Origin of the sequence: Acerihabitans arboris, from assembly GCF_010131535.1 — a bacterium.
Lineage (GTDB): Bacteria > Pseudomonadota > Gammaproteobacteria > Enterobacterales > Enterobacteriaceae > Acerihabitans > Acerihabitans arboris.
This window is the reverse complement of the sequence record NZ_WUBS01000014.1, coordinates 85701-101462: the sequence shown is the minus strand read 5'-3', so window position 1 is coordinate 101462 and position 15762 is coordinate 85701. Positions and strand designations below refer to the sequence as shown.

16 protein-coding genes are annotated in these 15762 nt (G+C 54.2%); 12 read left to right on the top strand and 4 right to left on the bottom strand.

Features of this window, described 5'->3' with window-relative positions:
• Nucleotides 1-34 precede the first annotated feature (34 nt).
• From gpsA to GRH90_RS18850, 4 genes are read right to left on the bottom strand one after another with little or no spacing between them, the layout of a single operon-like run.
• A complete protein-coding gene (gene gpsA, locus GRH90_RS18865; RefSeq protein ID WP_178113231.1) occupies nucleotides 35-1051 on the bottom strand; it encodes an NAD(P)H-dependent glycerol-3-phosphate dehydrogenase in 1017 nt (338 codons plus the stop codon).
• 2 nt (nucleotides 1052-1053) lie between these two features.
• Nucleotides 1054-1524 (bottom strand): protein-export chaperone SecB, encoded by a 471-nt coding sequence (gene secB, locus GRH90_RS18860; RefSeq protein WP_162367507.1) that lies wholly within the window; start codon nucleotides 1522-1524, stop codon nucleotides 1054-1056.
• Between the two features lie 58 nt (nucleotides 1525-1582).
• Entirely contained in the window at nucleotides 1583-1834 is a 252-nt protein-coding gene (grxC, locus tag GRH90_RS18855) for a glutaredoxin 3 (RefSeq protein WP_162367506.1), read from the bottom strand.
• A 23-nt stretch (nucleotides 1835-1857) separates the two neighbouring features.
• Nucleotides 1858-2289, bottom strand: coding sequence for a rhodanese-like domain-containing protein (locus GRH90_RS18850; protein ID WP_162367505.1), 432 nt, complete (start codon nucleotides 2287-2289; stop codon nucleotides 1858-1860).
• Nucleotides 2290-2529: 240 nt separating this feature from the next.
• Between GRH90_RS18850 and envC the strand changes: the two genes are divergently transcribed.
• The 12 genes from envC to rfaQ all read left to right on the top strand — a co-directional run bounded on the left by envC (nucleotide 2530) and on the right by rfaQ (nucleotide 15760).
• Nucleotides 2530-3828, top strand: a complete 1299-nt coding sequence (gene envC / locus GRH90_RS18845; RefSeq protein ID WP_162367504.1) for a murein hydrolase activator EnvC — start codon at nucleotides 2530-2532, stop codon at nucleotides 3826-3828.
• A 46-nt stretch (nucleotides 3829-3874) separates the two neighbouring features.
• Nucleotides 3875-4756 carry a divergent polysaccharide deacetylase family protein gene (locus tag GRH90_RS18840; RefSeq protein WP_162367602.1) on the top strand — a complete coding sequence of 294 codons (882 nt, stop codon included), beginning with the start codon at nucleotides 3875-3877 and terminating at the stop codon, nucleotides 4754-4756.
• 94 nt (nucleotides 4757-4850) lie between these two features.
• Nucleotides 4851-6068 carry a glycosyltransferase gene (locus GRH90_RS18835; protein ID WP_162367601.1) on the top strand — a complete coding sequence of 406 codons (1218 nt, stop codon included), beginning with the start codon at nucleotides 4851-4853 and terminating at the stop codon, nucleotides 6066-6068.
• Nucleotides 6069-6075: 7 nt separating this feature from the next.
• Nucleotides 6076-6990 carry a glycosyltransferase family 2 protein gene (locus GRH90_RS18830; protein ID WP_162367503.1) on the top strand — a complete coding sequence of 305 codons (915 nt, stop codon included), beginning with the start codon at nucleotides 6076-6078 and terminating at the stop codon, nucleotides 6988-6990.
• Between the two features lie 147 nt (nucleotides 6991-7137).
• A complete protein-coding gene (rfaD, locus tag GRH90_RS18825; protein ID WP_162367502.1) occupies nucleotides 7138-8070 on the top strand; it encodes an ADP-glyceromanno-heptose 6-epimerase in 933 nt (310 codons plus the stop codon).
• A 28-nt stretch (nucleotides 8071-8098) separates the two neighbouring features.
• Nucleotides 8099-9148, top strand: coding sequence for an ADP-heptose--LPS heptosyltransferase RfaF (gene rfaF, locus GRH90_RS18820; RefSeq protein WP_162367501.1), 1050 nt, complete (start codon nucleotides 8099-8101; stop codon nucleotides 9146-9148).
• Complete coding sequence (gene rfaC / locus GRH90_RS18815; RefSeq protein ID WP_162367500.1) at nucleotides 9148-10137, top strand: lipopolysaccharide heptosyltransferase RfaC; 990 nt, start codon at nucleotides 9148-9150, stop codon at nucleotides 10135-10137. Before rfaF ends, rfaC begins: the two co-directional genes overlap by 1 nt.
• Nucleotides 10137-11228, top strand: coding sequence for a glycosyltransferase family 9 protein (locus GRH90_RS18810; RefSeq protein ID WP_162367499.1), 1092 nt, complete (start codon nucleotides 10137-10139; stop codon nucleotides 11226-11228). The genes rfaC and GRH90_RS18810 overlap by 1 nt, the downstream gene beginning before the upstream one ends.
• Complete coding sequence (locus GRH90_RS18805; RefSeq protein ID WP_162367498.1) at nucleotides 11221-12228, top strand: glycosyltransferase family 8 protein; 1008 nt, start codon at nucleotides 11221-11223, stop codon at nucleotides 12226-12228. The genes GRH90_RS18810 and GRH90_RS18805 overlap by 8 nt, the downstream gene beginning before the upstream one ends.
• Nucleotides 12229-12335: 107 nt before the next feature.
• Nucleotides 12336-13547, top strand: a complete 1212-nt coding sequence (locus tag GRH90_RS26610) for an O-antigen ligase family protein (RefSeq protein ID WP_162367497.1) — start codon at nucleotides 12336-12338, stop codon at nucleotides 13545-13547.
• A 66-nt stretch (nucleotides 13548-13613) separates the two neighbouring features.
• Nucleotides 13614-14618 (top strand): glycosyltransferase, encoded by a 1005-nt coding sequence (locus GRH90_RS18795; protein WP_162367496.1) that lies wholly within the window; start codon nucleotides 13614-13616, stop codon nucleotides 14616-14618.
• Between the two features lie 56 nt (nucleotides 14619-14674).
• On the top strand, nucleotides 14675-15760 hold the full coding sequence (gene rfaQ / locus GRH90_RS18790) for a putative lipopolysaccharide heptosyltransferase III (RefSeq protein ID WP_162367495.1): 1086 nt from the start codon (nucleotides 14675-14677) through the stop codon (nucleotides 15758-15760).
• Nucleotides 15761-15762 lie beyond the last annotated feature (2 nt).

Here is a 15762-nt window from a genome sequence, read left to right as displayed (position 1 = left end):
CTTCCGCGGATGGATATCTTCTGACATACCGGTGTCAGCCACCGGTTTTCTCATCTTTCTGCGCCCGCCCCAGCAGCGTCAGGGCGGCCTCTTTGGCATTCTTGTGCTGGTACAGCACCTGGTAGATTTGTTCGGTAATCGGCATTTCCACCCCGCAACGGCCGGCCAGCGCCAGGACTTCCTTGGTATTACGATACCCTTCCACCACCTGACCGATGGTGTCCTGCGCGGACTGTACGTCGACACCTTGCCCCAGCAGCATGCCGAAACGGCGGTTGCGGGATTGGTTATCGGTACAGGTCAACACCAGGTCGCCCAGTCCGGCCATGCCCATAAAGGTGCCGGAGTCGGCGCCCAGCGCCGCGCCAAGGCGGGTCATTTCAGCCAGGCCGCGGGTAATCAGCGCGGTACGGGCGTTGGCGCCAAAACCAATACCGTCGGACATGCCTGCGCCGATGGCAATGACGTTTTTAACGGCGCCGCCGAGCTGCACCCCGATAAAATCCGGATTGCCATAGACCCGGAAACTTTTACCGCAGTGCAATAAATTCTGTAAATCAGCCGAAAAACCGGCATCGGTCGATGCCAGCGCAATGGCGGTAGGCAGGCCTGCCGCCAGTTCCCTGGCAAAAGTCGGTCCGGATATCACCGCCAGGGGAATCGCGTCGCCGAGTATTTCGCGCGCGACATCCGCCAGCAGCCGGCCGGTTTCAGCCTCCAGGCCCTTGGTCGCCCAAACCACCCGGGCATCCGGCCGCAAATGCGGTTTTAACTGGGCCAGGACGCTGCCAAATACATGGCTAGGGACTACGATCAGCACATCGCGACTGGCGCCAAGCGCCCGCGATAAATCGCTCTCCAGGCGCAGCGAGGGCGGGAAAGGCACATCGGGCAAGAAGGCCTGATTGCACCGCGCCGCCTGCAACGCCTGGATATGTTGCGGATCGTGCCCCCAGAGCACCACCTCATGACCGTTTCGCGCCAGGGTAATAGCCAGGGCCGTACCGTAAGAACCGGCGCCGATAACGATCATTGAGGCGTTATGGCTCATGATCAGGCTTCCTGCGCCGGTTGGCTTCCTTCGCTTTCCGACTGCTGCTGCAGGTAGTTCATGAACAAAGCGTCAAAATTTACCGGCGCCAGGTTCAATTGTGGGAAAGTGCCGCGAGAAACCTGGCTGGTGATGCATTCACGGGCATATGGGAACAGGATATTCGGGCAGTATGCGCCCAGGCAATGGGCCATTTGCGTACCGTCGATGCCGGAAATGGTAAAAATACCCGCTTGCTGGACTTCACATAAAAACGCGGTTTCTTCGCCCAAAGACGCGGTGACGGTCACCCGCAGCACGACTTCATAAATGCCGTCTGCCAGCTGGCTGGACGCGGTATCCAGATCCAGTTTGATCTCCGGCTGCCATTCCAGTTGAAAAACCTTCGGCGCGTTCGGCGCTTCAAAAGAGACGTCCTTGGTGTAGATTCGCTGGATCTGGAACGCCATCTCGGTACTATTTTGCTCTGACATTAAAAAAACCCTATGGTTAATTTGCTGCATGCGCCCGGGCACGACAGCCGTCCCCTGTTTATTTCAGCAGGGGATCCAGGCCGCCGCGCGCATCGAGCGCGTGTAAATCATCACAGCCACCCACGTGCTGTCCGTCGATGAAAATTTGTGGAACCGTGGTGCGCCCACTGCGTTTAATCATTTCTTCCCGTTTGTCCGCGTCCCCGTCAATGGGTATTTCCTGGAACACGGCGCTCTTGCGGGTGAGCAAAGCCTTGGCGCGATGGCAATATGGACATGTCGATTTGGTATAGATTTCTATATTGGCCATGGTTCCCCCTCTCAGGTGATAATTTATTTACCCCGGACCAGCGGTAAATTTTCTCCGCTCCAGCCGGATATGCCCTCTTTAAGAACATAAACCCGATCAAAGCCTGCTTTATTCAGGTTTTCGGCCGGCTCGCGGGACGTACTGCCGGTTGCGCATACGACAATGACCGGTTTGGTCTTGGACTTATCCAGCTCGCCCAAACTGCCGCTTTTGATTTCCGCCGACGTCAGGTTAAGCGCATTGGCTATATGCCCTTTACGGTAATCATCCCGGCTGCGCAGATCAACGATCACCGCGTCTTCCTTGTTGATCAAACGGATGGCTTCGCCGCGGGAAATTTCATTAACCTTGGAAAAACGATTTTTGAAGGTTGTCACAATGACGGCGATCAATAAGGCGACCCATGCCAAACATAGCATAGGGTGATCGCTAACAAACTGCGTAATTTCTTGCATGGGGTGTAAAAGCTCCCGTTAGTTGTGGCCACGCTTTGAAGCCTTCGAGTATACCCTCGCATTACGGCAAATTCAGCCAATATACATGACCGGAAAGAAGAAACTACCTGCAATGCGCGTCATGTCGCTAAAAACAAGGAGGTTTTTCGGCCGGCGGCGCCCGTCCCCGCGGGCGGAGGCCGCGTAGAAGCCATAAGAGATGACTGGTCAGCGGCTGTTCAACGTGGAATAATCCAGCCAATGAGGGGAAAGGCATCGTTGAACAGATTGAATATCAGGGAAAACGGCCGGCAGCGCCGTCATTCCACGCGAAAATACATCTTGCACGCCAGCATTATCTTCGCTGGCGTTATGTTATTGCCTGCTATCAGCCATGCCGAGGATAATAAACAACAGCTCAAGACCCTGCAGCAAAGCATCGCCGAAAAAGAAAAAAGCGTACAGCAGCAGCAGCGGCAGCGCGGCAAACTGCTCAGCCAGCTCAAACAACAGGAAATCGCTGTTTCCCAGTCCAGCCGCGCCCTGCACGAAACGCAGGCCACGCTTGCGGCGCTTGACAAGGCTATTGCCCGGCTGAACCAGTCCATTAAGCAGCTGGAAGCGCGGATGGCCGCGCAGCAAAAGCTATTGGCCCAACAGCTGGACGCCGCCTTCCGGCAAGGACGCAATGCGGGCATGCAGCTTATTTTGAGCACCGAGGAGAGCCAGCGTAACGAGCGTATATTTGCTTATTACAGCTATCTGAACGAAGCACGGGAAAAATCCATCCGCGACCTGAGCGCTACCAGGCAGGCCTTGGCGGACCAGAAAAAAGACCAGCAGCAAAAACAGCAGCAGCAAACCGCGCTGCTGCAACAGCAGCATGTTCAACAAGACCAGTTGGAGAAGGCCCGCGCGGCGCGCAGGAAAACCCTTTCCGGCCTCGACTCGTCCATTGCGCAGGATCAGCAAAGCCTGGGCGAGCTGCGCCTGAACGAAGCACGCCTGCGGGATAATATCGCCCGGGCGGAACGTGAAGCCCGGGCGAGGGCCGAGCGGGAGGCGCGGGAAGCGCAGCAGGTGCGCGAGCGCCAGGAGCAGGCCAAAAGCAAAGGCGGCACCTATAAACCCTCCCCCAGCGAACGCGCGCTGGTGTCCCGCACCGGCGGACTGGGCCAGCCGGCCGGCCAGGACCTTTGGCCGGTCAGGGGGCGGACGCTGCATCGGTTTGGTGAATCACTGCAAGGTGAACTACGCTGGAAGGGCATGGTGATCGCCGCAGCCGAAGGCAGCGAGGTCAGGGCCATTGCCGACGGACGTGTCCTGATGGCCGACTGGCTGCAAGGATATGGGCTGGTGGTGGTAATTGAACATGGTAAAGGCGATATGAGCCTTTACGGCTATAACCAGAGCGCGCTGGTCAGCGTAGGCGCCCAGGTCAGATCCGGCCAGCCTGTCGCGCTGGTGGGCAGCAGTGGCGGCCAGGGAACTCCTGCGCTTTATTTTGAAATTCGTCGTCAGGGTCAGGCGGTGAACCCATTACCCTGGTTAGGAAAATAGTTTGCTAAGGAAAAACCTTCGCCGCGTTTTATTCTGTGTCCTGCTCATGGCCACCGCCGGCGCGGACGCAGGCAAATTGGCTATCGTCATAGATGACTTTGGTTATCAACCGCGTAACGAGCGTCAGGTGCTGGCGATGCCGGCGGCGGTATCGATTGCGGTACTGCCCAATGCTCCCTATGCCCGGGAAATGGCCACCAAGGCGCATCAGCAGGGCCGCGAAGTGCTAATCCATCTGCCGATGGCGCCCCTGAGCAAGCAGCCCCTGGAACGCGATACGCTGCAGCCCGGGATGAGCCGGGACGAGATAACGCGTATTGTCCGCGACGCGGTCGGCAAAGTGCCCTACGCCGTCGGGGTGAATAACCATATGGGCAGCGCCATGACCTCAAGTTTCGGCGGCATGCAAAACGTCATGCAGGTGCTGAGCCATTATCCCTTTTATTTTCTCGACAGCATGACCATTGGCAACAGCCAGTCGCGACAGGCGGCGGCCGGCACCAGCGTCATCGTTATCAAACGTAATGTGTTTTTAGACGACACCAGCAACGAAGCGGATATCCGCCAGCAGTTTAACCGCGCCGTCGCCCTGGCCAGACGTAACGGTTCGGCAATTGCCATCGGCCATCCTCATCCCAACACCATCCGGGTATTGCAGCAGATGTTGCCCGCGTTGCCGGCCGATATCGTCCTGGTGCGACCGAGCATGTTGTTGAATGAACGCTATGCCCCGGCTCCGGCTCCGGCTCCCGACACTAAACCCGTCCGGCCGCGCCATCCGTTCCGGGGCGTGCCCCAGTGTATCGTGAAACATGCGCCGCCGCCGGTCTACGCCGATGCCATGTTCAAGGCTATAGTATCTAGTCTGGATGAAACCCGACGGGTTATGCTCACCGGACGCGGCGGCGCCTTAAGACCGGTAAAATAAAGAGAATCGGCCGGAATAGCGGGAATAGTGAAGGGGTATAGTCCGTGTTAACATACATTAAATGATAATCATTCAACATTAGGAATGCATGACGATGCCACAAAGCCGGATGAAAATTCTTCTCTTGGACAGCGGCAAAGAATGGGGCGGTGGCACCAATAGCATGCTGGAACTGCTAAAACGCATTGACCGCGACAAATTTGATATTAGCTGCTGTTTCTACAATAATTATGTCCGCGATAATAACGAAACCGTCAGCGAGGTCCTGGCAGCCCTGGGAGTTCAGGTGTTCTTTATTCCGCAGACCCGGCAGCCGGCCTGGGCAAAATGGGGCAAGGAAATCCTGCGCACCCTGCTTTTCTTCAACAAAAAAACGCGTTTGGCCGCCATTTACGCCATCGACAAAGTTTGGCGTATCGACCCTAATATCAATAAAATCAATTCATTATTAGAAATGGGTCAATATGATATTTTATATATGAACAACCAGCCCAGTTCCAATGTGGAAGGCTATTACGCCACCGCCGGCTTATCGACCACGGTGGTGCAGCATTGCCGCATCGAACCACTGATGAACCGCCAGATAGTTAAAATGGTCAATAACTTATGCCATGCCATTATCTCTGTGTCCTCCGGTGTTCAGGAAAAGCTGATTCAAGGCGGCGTGCAGCCGGAAATCTGTTATACGGTATTTAACGGCATCGATATCGATCAGCCCCTGCCGGACGGACTCCCGCTGCGCCACGCGCTGGGAGCCGATGAACAGACCTTTATCTTCGGCAGCATCGGCTCCCTTATCCCGCGCAAGGCCCATCATCATATCCTGCAGGCATTACATTTATTCGACCAGGCGTATCCCGAGGCGCGCTGGAAGATGGTCATCGTCGGCGCGGGTCCCGAGCATCAAAAACTGGTCAGGATGGCGGCCGGCTTTCGTCTTCTGGACAAAGTCATTTTTACCGGTTTTAAAAGCAACGCCATGGAATATCTGGCCGCTTTTGATACCTTTATCCTGGCGTCGCGCAGCGAAGGCCTGCCGCGCGTGATACTCGAAGCCATGCTGCTCAATACGGTGGTCATCGGTTCCAACGTTACCGGCACCATGGAGCTGATTAAGCATGAGCAAACCGGTCTCCTGTTTCCCTACGGTGATACCCAGACGCTGTTCAAACATTTTAAAACGGTCTTTCTGGACGCCCAGTATCGCCATAAACTGGCGCAGCAGGCCAATTATATGGTAAGGACCCAATTTACCATCGATAAATATGTCCTGGGTGTTGAAGCCGTGCTCGGCAGCATAAAGCCTATTTGAGGTATTGATGTTCGAATTTTTCAACGCTAAATATCGTCATATCGTCCGGCGTCATAACATCGCCTATGATGAAAAAAAATTGACTAAACCGCCCCGCCTGCCGATAACCTCGGTAGTGATCCCGTCGGTGGGCGAGGACTATATTGCAGAGGCGATGCTGAGCGCCACCTTTGCCCAGCGTTATGCGCAAGATGTGCAGGAAATTGTGATAGTGACCGACCAGCCGGCGCAAAAATTCCCGCTGCTGCCCGAAAAAGCCCGGGTTGTAACCCTGGCGACGGAGACCCGGGATGGTGTTTATCGCTATAAACAAATCTATCTCAGCCGCCTGATCAAACTACAGGCGCCCCTGCAGGCCCGCACCGAGGGCATTTTGATGATCGATTCCGATCTGAACCTGCTGCAGATGCCCGATATCCAGTTGGCGGACGATGATATTTACGCCAGCTTCCGGCAGGGGAAAATGATAGCCAAACTCAGCGGCATCACGCCGGAACGCATACCGGCGTATTATCGCGACGCCATACGGCCGAAATTGGTGGATCACGTTAACGGCGCGTTTCTCGCCGCCACGCGCAAAACCTGGCAGCGGATGTGCCCTGTCTGGATGGCCTTATTCATCGATACCTGGGCGCAAATGGACGACGACCAACCGCCTACCGACCAGTTACCCCTGGCCGCCATGCTCGATACGCTGGACATTCGCACCGTCAACCTGGGCGAGTGGATGAATTGGCCGGTCTCGAAAAAAATCGGCGGTACGCCGTCTATCATTCCAGCGCAGGTCGTGGGCGCCCACGGTGGTTTCCCGCTGGCGGAGTGGCAAAAATATCTGCAATCGCCCGAGACGGAGTTGTTGTTTAAATCGCAGGATTATACCCGTAAGGTGCGTTACCTTACTGATAACGATAAACAAATTTGATAACCAGATACAGTCCACGACGGCACTGCGCTATCCCGGCGGCAACTTTACCGTATGGATACTAAGGCCACTTAGGAAATGCTATTATAGCTGCATTAAAGGAGCAGACACAGTGCCGGCTCCGTGTAAAGTCAACAAGGGTAACCCATGATAGTCGTCACTGGTGGGGCCGGATTTATCGGCAGTAATATTGTTAAATCGCTGAACAAAATGGGCCATAGCGATATCCTGGTGGTGGATAACCTCAAGGACGGCACAAAATTCATTAATCTGGTGGATGTGGATATCACCGATTATATGGATAAAGAAGATTTTATCTCCAGCATAATGGCCGGCGATGATTTCGGCGATATTGAAGCGGTGTTCCATGAAGGCGCCTGTTCCTCCACCACCGAATGGGACGGCAAGTATATGATGGATAACAACTATCAATACTCCAAAGAGCTGCTGCATTATTGCCTGGACCGTTCTATACCGTTTCTGTACGCCTCTTCCGCCGCCACCTACGGCGGCAGGACGGAACATTTTGTCGAACAACGGCAGTATGAGCAGCCGCTAAATGTCTACGGCTACTCAAAATTCCTGTTCGACCAGTATGTCCGGACATTATTGCCGGAAGCCGAGTCACAGATCTGCGGTTTTCGTTATTTTAACGTTTATGGTCCCCATGAAGGCCATAAAGGCAGCATGGCCAGCGTCGCTTTTCATCTGAACAACCAGCTCAATGCCGGTGAAAACCCAAAATTATTTTCCGGGAGCGAAGGCTTTAAACGTGATTTCATTTACGTAGGCGATGTGGCCGATGTGAATCTATGGTTTTGGCAAAACGGCGCCTCCGGCATTTTCAACTGCGGTACCGGCCGGGCGGAGTCCTTCCAGGCGGTGGCGGATGCGGTGCTGGATTTTCACAAAAAAGGCCAGATTGAATATATCGATTTCCCCGAGAAGCTCAGGGGTCGCTACCAGGCTTATACCCAGGCCGATCTGACTCAGTTGCGGGCCGCGGGTTACAATAAACCCTTCAAAACCGTGGCCGAAGGCGTTGGCGAGTATTTAACCTGGTTAAATCGCAACCATTAACGCCAGTTCAAGGATTGATATCAGCGGTATGAAAATACTGGTTATCGGGCCGTCATGGGTTGGCGATATGATGATGTCGCAAAGCCTGTACCGCACCCTGCTGAGCCTTCATCCCGGCGCGGAAATAGACGTGATGGCGCCCGATTGGTGCCGTCCGCTGCTAAGCCGCATGCCGGAGGTAAACCGGGCGTTGTCCATGCCGCTTGGCCACGGCGCGTTGGCGCTGGCTGAACGTCGGCGGCTTGGCCTTGGCCTGAAAACGCAGGGCTACCGGCAGGCAATAGTGCTGCCCAACTCCTTCAAATCGGCTTTGGTGCCTTTTTTTGCCGGCATCGCCAGACGTACCGGTTGGCGCGGTGAAATGCGTTACGGCCTGCTTAACGACCTGCGCGTGCTGGACAAAACCGCCTTTCCCCTGATGGTGCAGCGCTATGTGGCGCTGGCCTATGATAAAGCGGATATCCAAAGCGCCGGGGATTTACCGCAGCCGCTGCTCTGGCCGCGCCTTGACGTCCGCCAGGACGAAATACAGGCGGCCCGCAAAACCTTCTCCCTGTCTGCCGAACGGCCGGCGATTGGCTTTTGTCCCGGCGCGGAGTTCGGGCCGGCCAAGCGCTGGCCCCATTATCATTACGCCGCGCTGGCCCAAACGCTTATCGCCCGGGGTTATCACATCATCCTGTTCGGCTCGGCGAAAGATCGCGCCATGGGTGATGAGATAAGCGCAATGTTGCCGGCGACAGCACGCGAATATTGCCGCAACCTGGCGGGGCAAACCGCCCTTGGGCAGGCGGTGGCGCTGCTTGCCGGCTGCCAGGCGGTGGTCAGCAATGATTCAGGGTTGATGCATATCGCCGCCGCGCTGGAACGTCCGCTGGTGGCGCTTTACGGCCCGAGCAGCCCCGACTTTACCCCACCGCTCGCGCAACATGCCAAAGTGATTCGTTTAATCAGCGGCTATCAGCGCATCCGCAAAGGCGACGACGAGCAAGGCTATCATCAGAGCCTGATTGATATCCACCCCGACCGGGTAATCGCCGAGCTGGAAACCTTGCTGCCCATGGGTAAGGGGAGCTGATGCAGGTGCTGATTGTTAAGACCTCCTCCATGGGCGACGTATTGCATGCGCTGCCCGCGCTGACCGATGCCATGCACGCCCTGCCCGGCATTCGTTTTGACTGGGTAGTGGAAGAAGGTTTCGCCCAAATCCCGTCCTGGCATCCGGCGGTTGATCGGGTGATACCGGTAGCCATCAGGCGCTGGCGGAAAAATTGGTTTGGCATGGTTACCCGTCAGGAACGTTGCGATTTTAAACGCCAGGTGCAGCAAAAACACTACGATAGGGTGATTGATGCGCAAGGATTGATAAAAAGCGCCGCGCTGGTGACCCGGGTCGCCAAAGGCGAAAAACATGGCCTGGATAGTAAAAGCGCGCGCGAACCCTTCGCCAGCTGGTTCTACAATCATCGGCATCATATTGCCCGATCACAGCATGCCGTCGAGCGCATTCGCCAGCTGTTCGCCGCCAGCCTGGGATATGACGTGCCGGCGGGACGCGGGGATTATGCCATTGCCGGGCATTTTACCGGCCAGCCTGCCCAGCCCGGCGGCGCCTACCTGGTTTTTTTGCATGCCACCACGCGTAAAGAGAAGCACTGGCCGGAAACCCACTGGCGTACGCTGATTGAATTGCTGTCACCAAGCGGCTTTAATATCAGGCTGCCGTGGGGAACCCAGCCGGAATATCAGCGCGCCCTGCGTCTTTCGGACAATTTCCCTTTAGTTGAGGTACTTCCTAGGCTTAATCTAGCGGGAGTCGCCGAGGTGCTGGCAGGCGCCACGGCGGTGGTCTCGGTTGATACCGGCTTAAGTCATCTTGCCGCCGCGCTCGATAGGCCGAATATTACGCTATATGGTCCCACCGATCCCGGGCTTATCGGTGGTTATGGCAACAATCAGCATGCATTGCAATCAGCGGATAACCGGCTGGAGAACCTCCCGGCAACGCGTGTTTATGACGAGTTAGCTAACCTGTTATCGCTTGAGGCAAGCGGACGAATGATCTAATGAGCTATGTGATCTTGTTTTTTTTATTGCTACCAATTAAGTTCGCGCTAAAGCCTTTCCAAAAGCACACTGGTAGAAATTTAATTATCCAAACAGCCAAGATTGGCGATTTTGTCAATATCACGCCGTTATTGCAGCAGCTTGGCCGGTCCGACGCGCTGCTAAGCCGGACGGTTGGCCCGCTGGCCTCCCGTGACAATACCTTGGCGGACTGCTTTTTTATTGAAGAATACAAGTCCGGCTTCTTAAAAAAAATGCGCCTGGCGTTTATGCTGATTAACCGTTATAGCAACGTCTATTTGCTGCAGCCCAACAGTACCAATCTGTTTTATGCCGCGGTTTGCAATGCGCGCAATAAGCAATTCCTCACGGTATACACGCGCAAATGGTACCACGGCATTTTTTATCTGACGGCTTCGGGCTGCGTTGAACACCGCCGGGACACGCTGTCGCTCGAAAACTACCTGAAGCTTGCCGATCGCGCGCTGACGTGGCGCAGCCAGCCTAAGCATGCCACGCAGCCGCTCTGGCAACCGCAGCGGGTATTGCCGATGCCGGATGCGCCGGGAAAAATCAAAATCGGCATCAGCATCTCCGCCGGCAATAAGGCCAAAACCATCCCCGCCGCGGTTTGGGGGCAAATCCTGGCTACGCTGGCCTCCTTGCCATGCGTATTCTATATTTTCGGGCCGCAGGATGAACAACGCTACCTGGACGAGTTTTACCAGGTCAATGGCGGCAGCGGCAACGTTATCAGCCTGGTGGGACAGCTGCAGCTGGAGGAAATCCCTTACGCCGTTTCACGAATGGATTGCTATATAGCGTCGGATTCGGGCAATATTTACATTGCCGATTCACAGCGGGTACCGGTGATTTGCCTCTCAGGTCCATGCTGCATGGCCGAACAGCGGCCTTTGGGCCAGACGCTCATTATCTCTCCCGCGGATATTAAGCCATCATCGTTTGTATTTTCCGCGCCATATCACTTTGAACACTCTCCGCTAAGATTATTTGCGCTAACCCAGGCAAATCGCGACGATATTTTTGCCTTTGTTGCTAAACTTAGCCATAAGGAAGTGATTAATGGATAGTAAAGTCGTGACCAACATGATTGAGCATCAAGTGAAGCTCATCGATACATTATCGGCCGCACCGCAACCTGTTTGTCATATTGCATTTGGCGTTGATAACCAGTACGCGCGAGGTATGGGTGTAACGCTATTTTCATTGCTGGACAATAATCCTGGCAGTTTGTTTCATATCCATATTTTTAGCAACGGTCTGGCCGATAGTGTCAAAAAGAAGCTACTAATCCTGGTGGCGGGGCGTTCAATTGCCATAACATTATATAAATACCAAAGCGGTTGCTTTGATGACATGCCTTGTATCGGTCGGTATGCCAAAACGATTTATTATCGGATTTTTATTCCGTTAATACTCAAGGATACCGTGTCGCGGGTGATCTATCTTGATGCCGACATCCTGTGTATCGGCAGTATTAAGCCTTTGATTGATCTCTCTTTTGATAATTATACCCTGTGCGCGGTCAATGATAATAAACGCGCGCGCAGCACGCTATGCCCGGAACTGAGCTTAACCTCCGGGAATTACTTTAATTCTGGTTTTCTGTATATCAATATCCCCTTATGGCTGGAGCGAAAGACCACGGCACGCTTGCTAAAATTGTTAAGCGCCAAAGGAGACTATTTCCGTTTCCCCGATCAGGATGCGCTGAACCTGGTGCTAGAACAGGAAGTCCTGCTGCTGCCAAAAAAATATAATTATATCTATGATATTATTGCCAATAAGGTCAGCCATCGTCCGAAGATCCCCGCCGATACCGTGCTAATCCACTACACTGGCAAATGCAAGCCCTGGCATTTATGGGGATCGGGGCCGTTAGCTGATTTATATAATACCTATCATCGGCGTACGCCCTGGCAATCCGAACCACTGGATTCGCCGGTCAAACATAAAGAGATGAAAAGATACGCTTACGCGCTTTGGTTTCAGAAACGTTATCCCGACAGTCTGATGTGGCTGATAAAATATATAAAAAACAAGTATTTCCATGTTGGAACCGCTAAATGATCGCTTTGAAAAATGCTTATCGCCCGCAAAATATCGATAATGTTCTTCCGTTGCTTTATTTTTTTCTCACCAGTATTTCCATCGCATTTTTTTTGTTTTCAGGCGAGGTGAGTCGTAATGCATTTTACATCCTGACTTATGTCAGCATTATCCATTTTATTTTTCTGGTGTTTAAGGTCGATAAAAAAATTCATTTTTACGTGTTCCCAACCCTGTTTTTTTTACTGGGCCTGAGCAAACTCATTTGGCTGGCCCTTACCAGCAGCCCCGAATTCCCTCTGGTGGCCCACCATTATCAGATTAGCGGTAAGCGCATGTTATTAGGCGCTTTTGTGCTGTATTGCATCGAGCGCAACAGGCACAACTGGCGGTTTAGCTTTCGGACCGCAACCTTCGCCAGCTATCTGATATTTGTGCTGCTGGTAATGATTGCCATTACCGATACGCTGCAATATCTCAAGAGCGGCGATCGGATAAAAATCAACGCCGATGCCGCCACCTCCGGCGCCTATATATTGGTGCTGTTTTCCATGGTGGCAATCTATTGCCTGCGCCGTTTTGTGCCGCATCTTTACCGGCCGTGGTGCCTGATGGCCATCGGCCTGACCCTGATAACCCTGTTAGCCACCGAGACCCGCTCGGCCTTGATGTTCTATGCGGCGTTCATGGTGTTTTGCCTGGGACATGAGCTGTTTTATGGCAAAAAAAACCATAAACGCATTTTTGCTACCGCCATTGTGGTTTTAGGCGTCTGCGCCCTGCTGTACGGCAAGCCTTATTATCATCCGGCAATGGAGCGGTTGGATGGCATCCAGCAAGAGGCCGAGCTCTATATGCAAGGTCGAAACAATACCTCGATGGGGGCCAGGATTAGCTTATGGAAATCCGCCTGGCATAGCTTTGAGCAGCATCCGTTCGGTCAATCGGCGGACAGCCGCAATACCCTGGCAACGAGCTATATCCAACAGCACGAAGCGGGAAACCAGGAAGCATTGAATAACGTACAATATCATATGCATAACGATCTGCTGGATACGCTCTCATTACAGGGTATTTTTGGTGCTATCCTTATGCTGGCGGTGTTTGTGGCGCTCCTGGTTTACCCTTTTGTCCTGTTCTCGGGCGCGGGGGCGTTTTTGCTGCTGTCGCTGCCGGTTATCGTATTTAGCCAGGTCGACTGCCAATTTTATAATCGTGAGTCACCTTATTTTATCCTGCTGGTGTTGGGTTTTTTAATGATGTTGCGCCTGGTCGCTCCAGCTCCTGACAGGGTAGACCGCCCGGCAGGGAGCGCCGGCAAAACAACAGATGCGGTGTAACAATCCATTGATTTCGGCCGACACGGCCTGGTGGTACTTAGTCGCTTTGTCCGGAAAGTTTACCATATGACCGCTGACACGCCGTCCGCAACCCCTGTCAAGCTGAGCGTAATCATTCCACTGTATAACGCAGGCGGGATGTTTGCGGCCTTTATGGACTCGCTGCTGGCCCAGACGCTGAAAGACATCGAGATCATTATCGTCAATGACGGCTCGACCGACGGTTCGCAAACGCTTGCGCGTCAGTATGCGGACGACTATGGGCATATTACCCTTATCAACCAGCCTAACGGCGGAGTGTCGCGCGCGCGCAATGCCGGCCTGGCGGTTGCCCGCGGCGCCTATGTCACTTTCCCTGATGCCGACGATCTGTTGTACCCCTCGATGTACCAGACCCTGGTGGATATGGCGCAGCAAGACGATCTTGATGTCGCCCAATGTAACGGCGAGCGTTTTTTCCTGGGCTCAAAACGCGTAAAAACGCTGATCCCGCTTGACCGCCTGGCGTCTACCGGGGTACTGGACGGCCCGACCTGGCTGCATAAGGCTCTGGCGACTAAACGCTACCTGCATGTGGTCTGGCTGGGTATCTATCGCCTGGCATTAGTCAGGCGGCTTAACCTGCTGTTCGAGCCGGGCCTGCATCACCAGGATATCCCCTGGACCACGGAGCTGATGTTTAATGCCCGCCGGGTACGTTATACCCAAGACGTGCTGTACCGGTATTACATTCACGACCAATCCATCAGCAACCAAAAAAGAACCGGCATGAAAAACGTTGAGTACCAACGCCATTACATCCGGATTGCGCAACGTCTGGAAGAGATCAACCTGCGTTATCGCGGCAAGATAAAAATGTACCCTGAATTTGCCTATCAGGTGGCACATGAAGCGCTATCCATTTGTCATTCCATGCGCCGCGAACCCGACCCGGCGGCCAAACAGACGATGATTAATGATATCTTTGCCAGCGGAACCCATAAGCGTATGATCCGCAATGCCCGCGGTATCAAGCAGTGGTATCAGTTATTATTGTGGCTGCGCAGGATTTATGCGTGGCGCAAGCGCTGAATTTTAGCGTGATTTCACGGTCTGAGTTATCAGAATATCAATAGGTCAGTGCCAACATGTCCATTCGCCACGCCGTATTACCCGCCCAGGTCAAAAGAATACTGTTAATCAAATTACGTCATCACGGCGATATGCTGTTGACCACGCCGGTCATCAATACCCTGCGCCAACGCTATCCCGAGAGTGAAATCGATGTTCTGTTGTACAAGGAAACCGAGGCCATCCTCCGCTACCATCCGGCGATATCAGTAATCCACGCCATCGATCGCTCCTGGAAAAAACAGGGGATCCGCTATCAGTTAAAACAGGAACTGGCCCTGCTTAAACAGATCCGCTCCCGCCATTTTGATCTGGTCATAAACCTGGCCGACCAGTGGCGCAGCGCCGCCATTTCGTTATTGAGCGGGGCGCCGGTACGCATTGGCTTTGGTTATCAAAAGCGGCGTTCGTTTATCTGGCGCAAGGCGCATACCAGCCTGGTTTCCACCGCAAACCACGGCAAGCTGCACACCGTCGAGCAGAATCTGAGCATCCTGGCGCCGCTGAATATCGAGATTACCGACAGCCGCGCCTCCATGCACTATTGCGCCGACGATGAGGCCAGCCGGCAGCGGCTGCTGGCCGAACGCGGCGTTACCGGCGACTATATCGTGATCCAGCCCACCTCGCGCTGGACCTACAAATGCTGGGACGATGCCAAGATGGCACAGCTGTTGGATGCCCTGCAGCCACAGGGATTAACCCTAATCCTCACCGCCGGGCCGGATAAAAAAGAACGCGACATGATCGCGCATATTCAGTCCCTTTGCCATAATCCCCAGGTCATCTCCCTGGCGGGGGAGCTGACGCTAACCCAATTGGCGGCGCTTATCGATCGCGCCCGGCTGTTTATCGGCGTCGATTCGGCGCCAATGCATATGGCCGCGGCGCTGCACACGCCCTGCGTCGCCCTGTTTGGTCCGACCAAGCTGCATCATTGGCGGCCCTGGAGCGATAACAGCACGGTTATCTGGGCCGGTGACTTTGCCGAACTTCCGCGGCCTGACGCCATTGATACCCGTACCCGGCAACGTTACCTTGACGCCATTCCCGTCGAGACGGTATTGGACGCCGCGCGTGACTATTTAGCAGAAGCAAAATGAGC

Bases quoted from the DNA above. Each gene is read 5' to 3' on its own strand.
- gpsA (WP_178113231.1), bottom strand. From the start codon at position 1,051: ATGAGCCATAACGCCTCAATGATCGTTATCGGCGCCGGTTCTTACGGT.
- secB (WP_162367507.1), bottom strand. From the start codon at position 1,524: ATGTCAGAGCAAAATAGTACCGAGATGGCGTTCCAGATCCAGCGAATC.
- grxC (WP_162367506.1), bottom strand. From the start codon at position 1,834: ATGGCCAATATAGAAATCTATACCAAATCGACATGTCCATATTGCCAT.
- GRH90_RS18850 (WP_162367505.1), bottom strand. From the start codon at position 2,289: ATGCAAGAAATTACGCAGTTTGTTAGCGATCACCCTATGCTATGTTTG.
- envC (WP_162367504.1), top strand. From the start codon at position 2,530: ATGAGGGGAAAGGCATCGTTGAACAGATTGAATATCAGGGAAAACGGC.
- GRH90_RS18840 (WP_162367602.1), top strand. From the start codon at position 3,875: ATGGCCACCGCCGGCGCGGACGCAGGCAAATTGGCTATCGTCATAGAT.
- GRH90_RS18835 (WP_162367601.1), top strand. From the start codon at position 4,851: ATGCCACAAAGCCGGATGAAAATTCTTCTCTTGGACAGCGGCAAAGAA.
- GRH90_RS18830 (WP_162367503.1), top strand. From the start codon at position 6,076: ATGTTCGAATTTTTCAACGCTAAATATCGTCATATCGTCCGGCGTCAT.
- rfaD (WP_162367502.1), top strand. From the start codon at position 7,138: ATGATAGTCGTCACTGGTGGGGCCGGATTTATCGGCAGTAATATTGTT.
- rfaF (WP_162367501.1), top strand. From the start codon at position 8,099: ATGAAAATACTGGTTATCGGGCCGTCATGGGTTGGCGATATGATGATG.
- rfaC (WP_162367500.1), top strand. From the start codon at position 9,148: ATGCAGGTGCTGATTGTTAAGACCTCCTCCATGGGCGACGTATTGCAT.
- GRH90_RS18810 (WP_162367499.1), top strand. From the start codon at position 10,137: ATGAGCTATGTGATCTTGTTTTTTTTATTGCTACCAATTAAGTTCGCG.
- GRH90_RS18805 (WP_162367498.1), top strand. From the start codon at position 11,221: ATGGATAGTAAAGTCGTGACCAACATGATTGAGCATCAAGTGAAGCTC.
- GRH90_RS18795 (WP_162367496.1), top strand. From the start codon at position 13,614: ATGACCGCTGACACGCCGTCCGCAACCCCTGTCAAGCTGAGCGTAATC.
- rfaQ (WP_162367495.1), top strand. From the start codon at position 14,675: ATGTCCATTCGCCACGCCGTATTACCCGCCCAGGTCAAAAGAATACTG.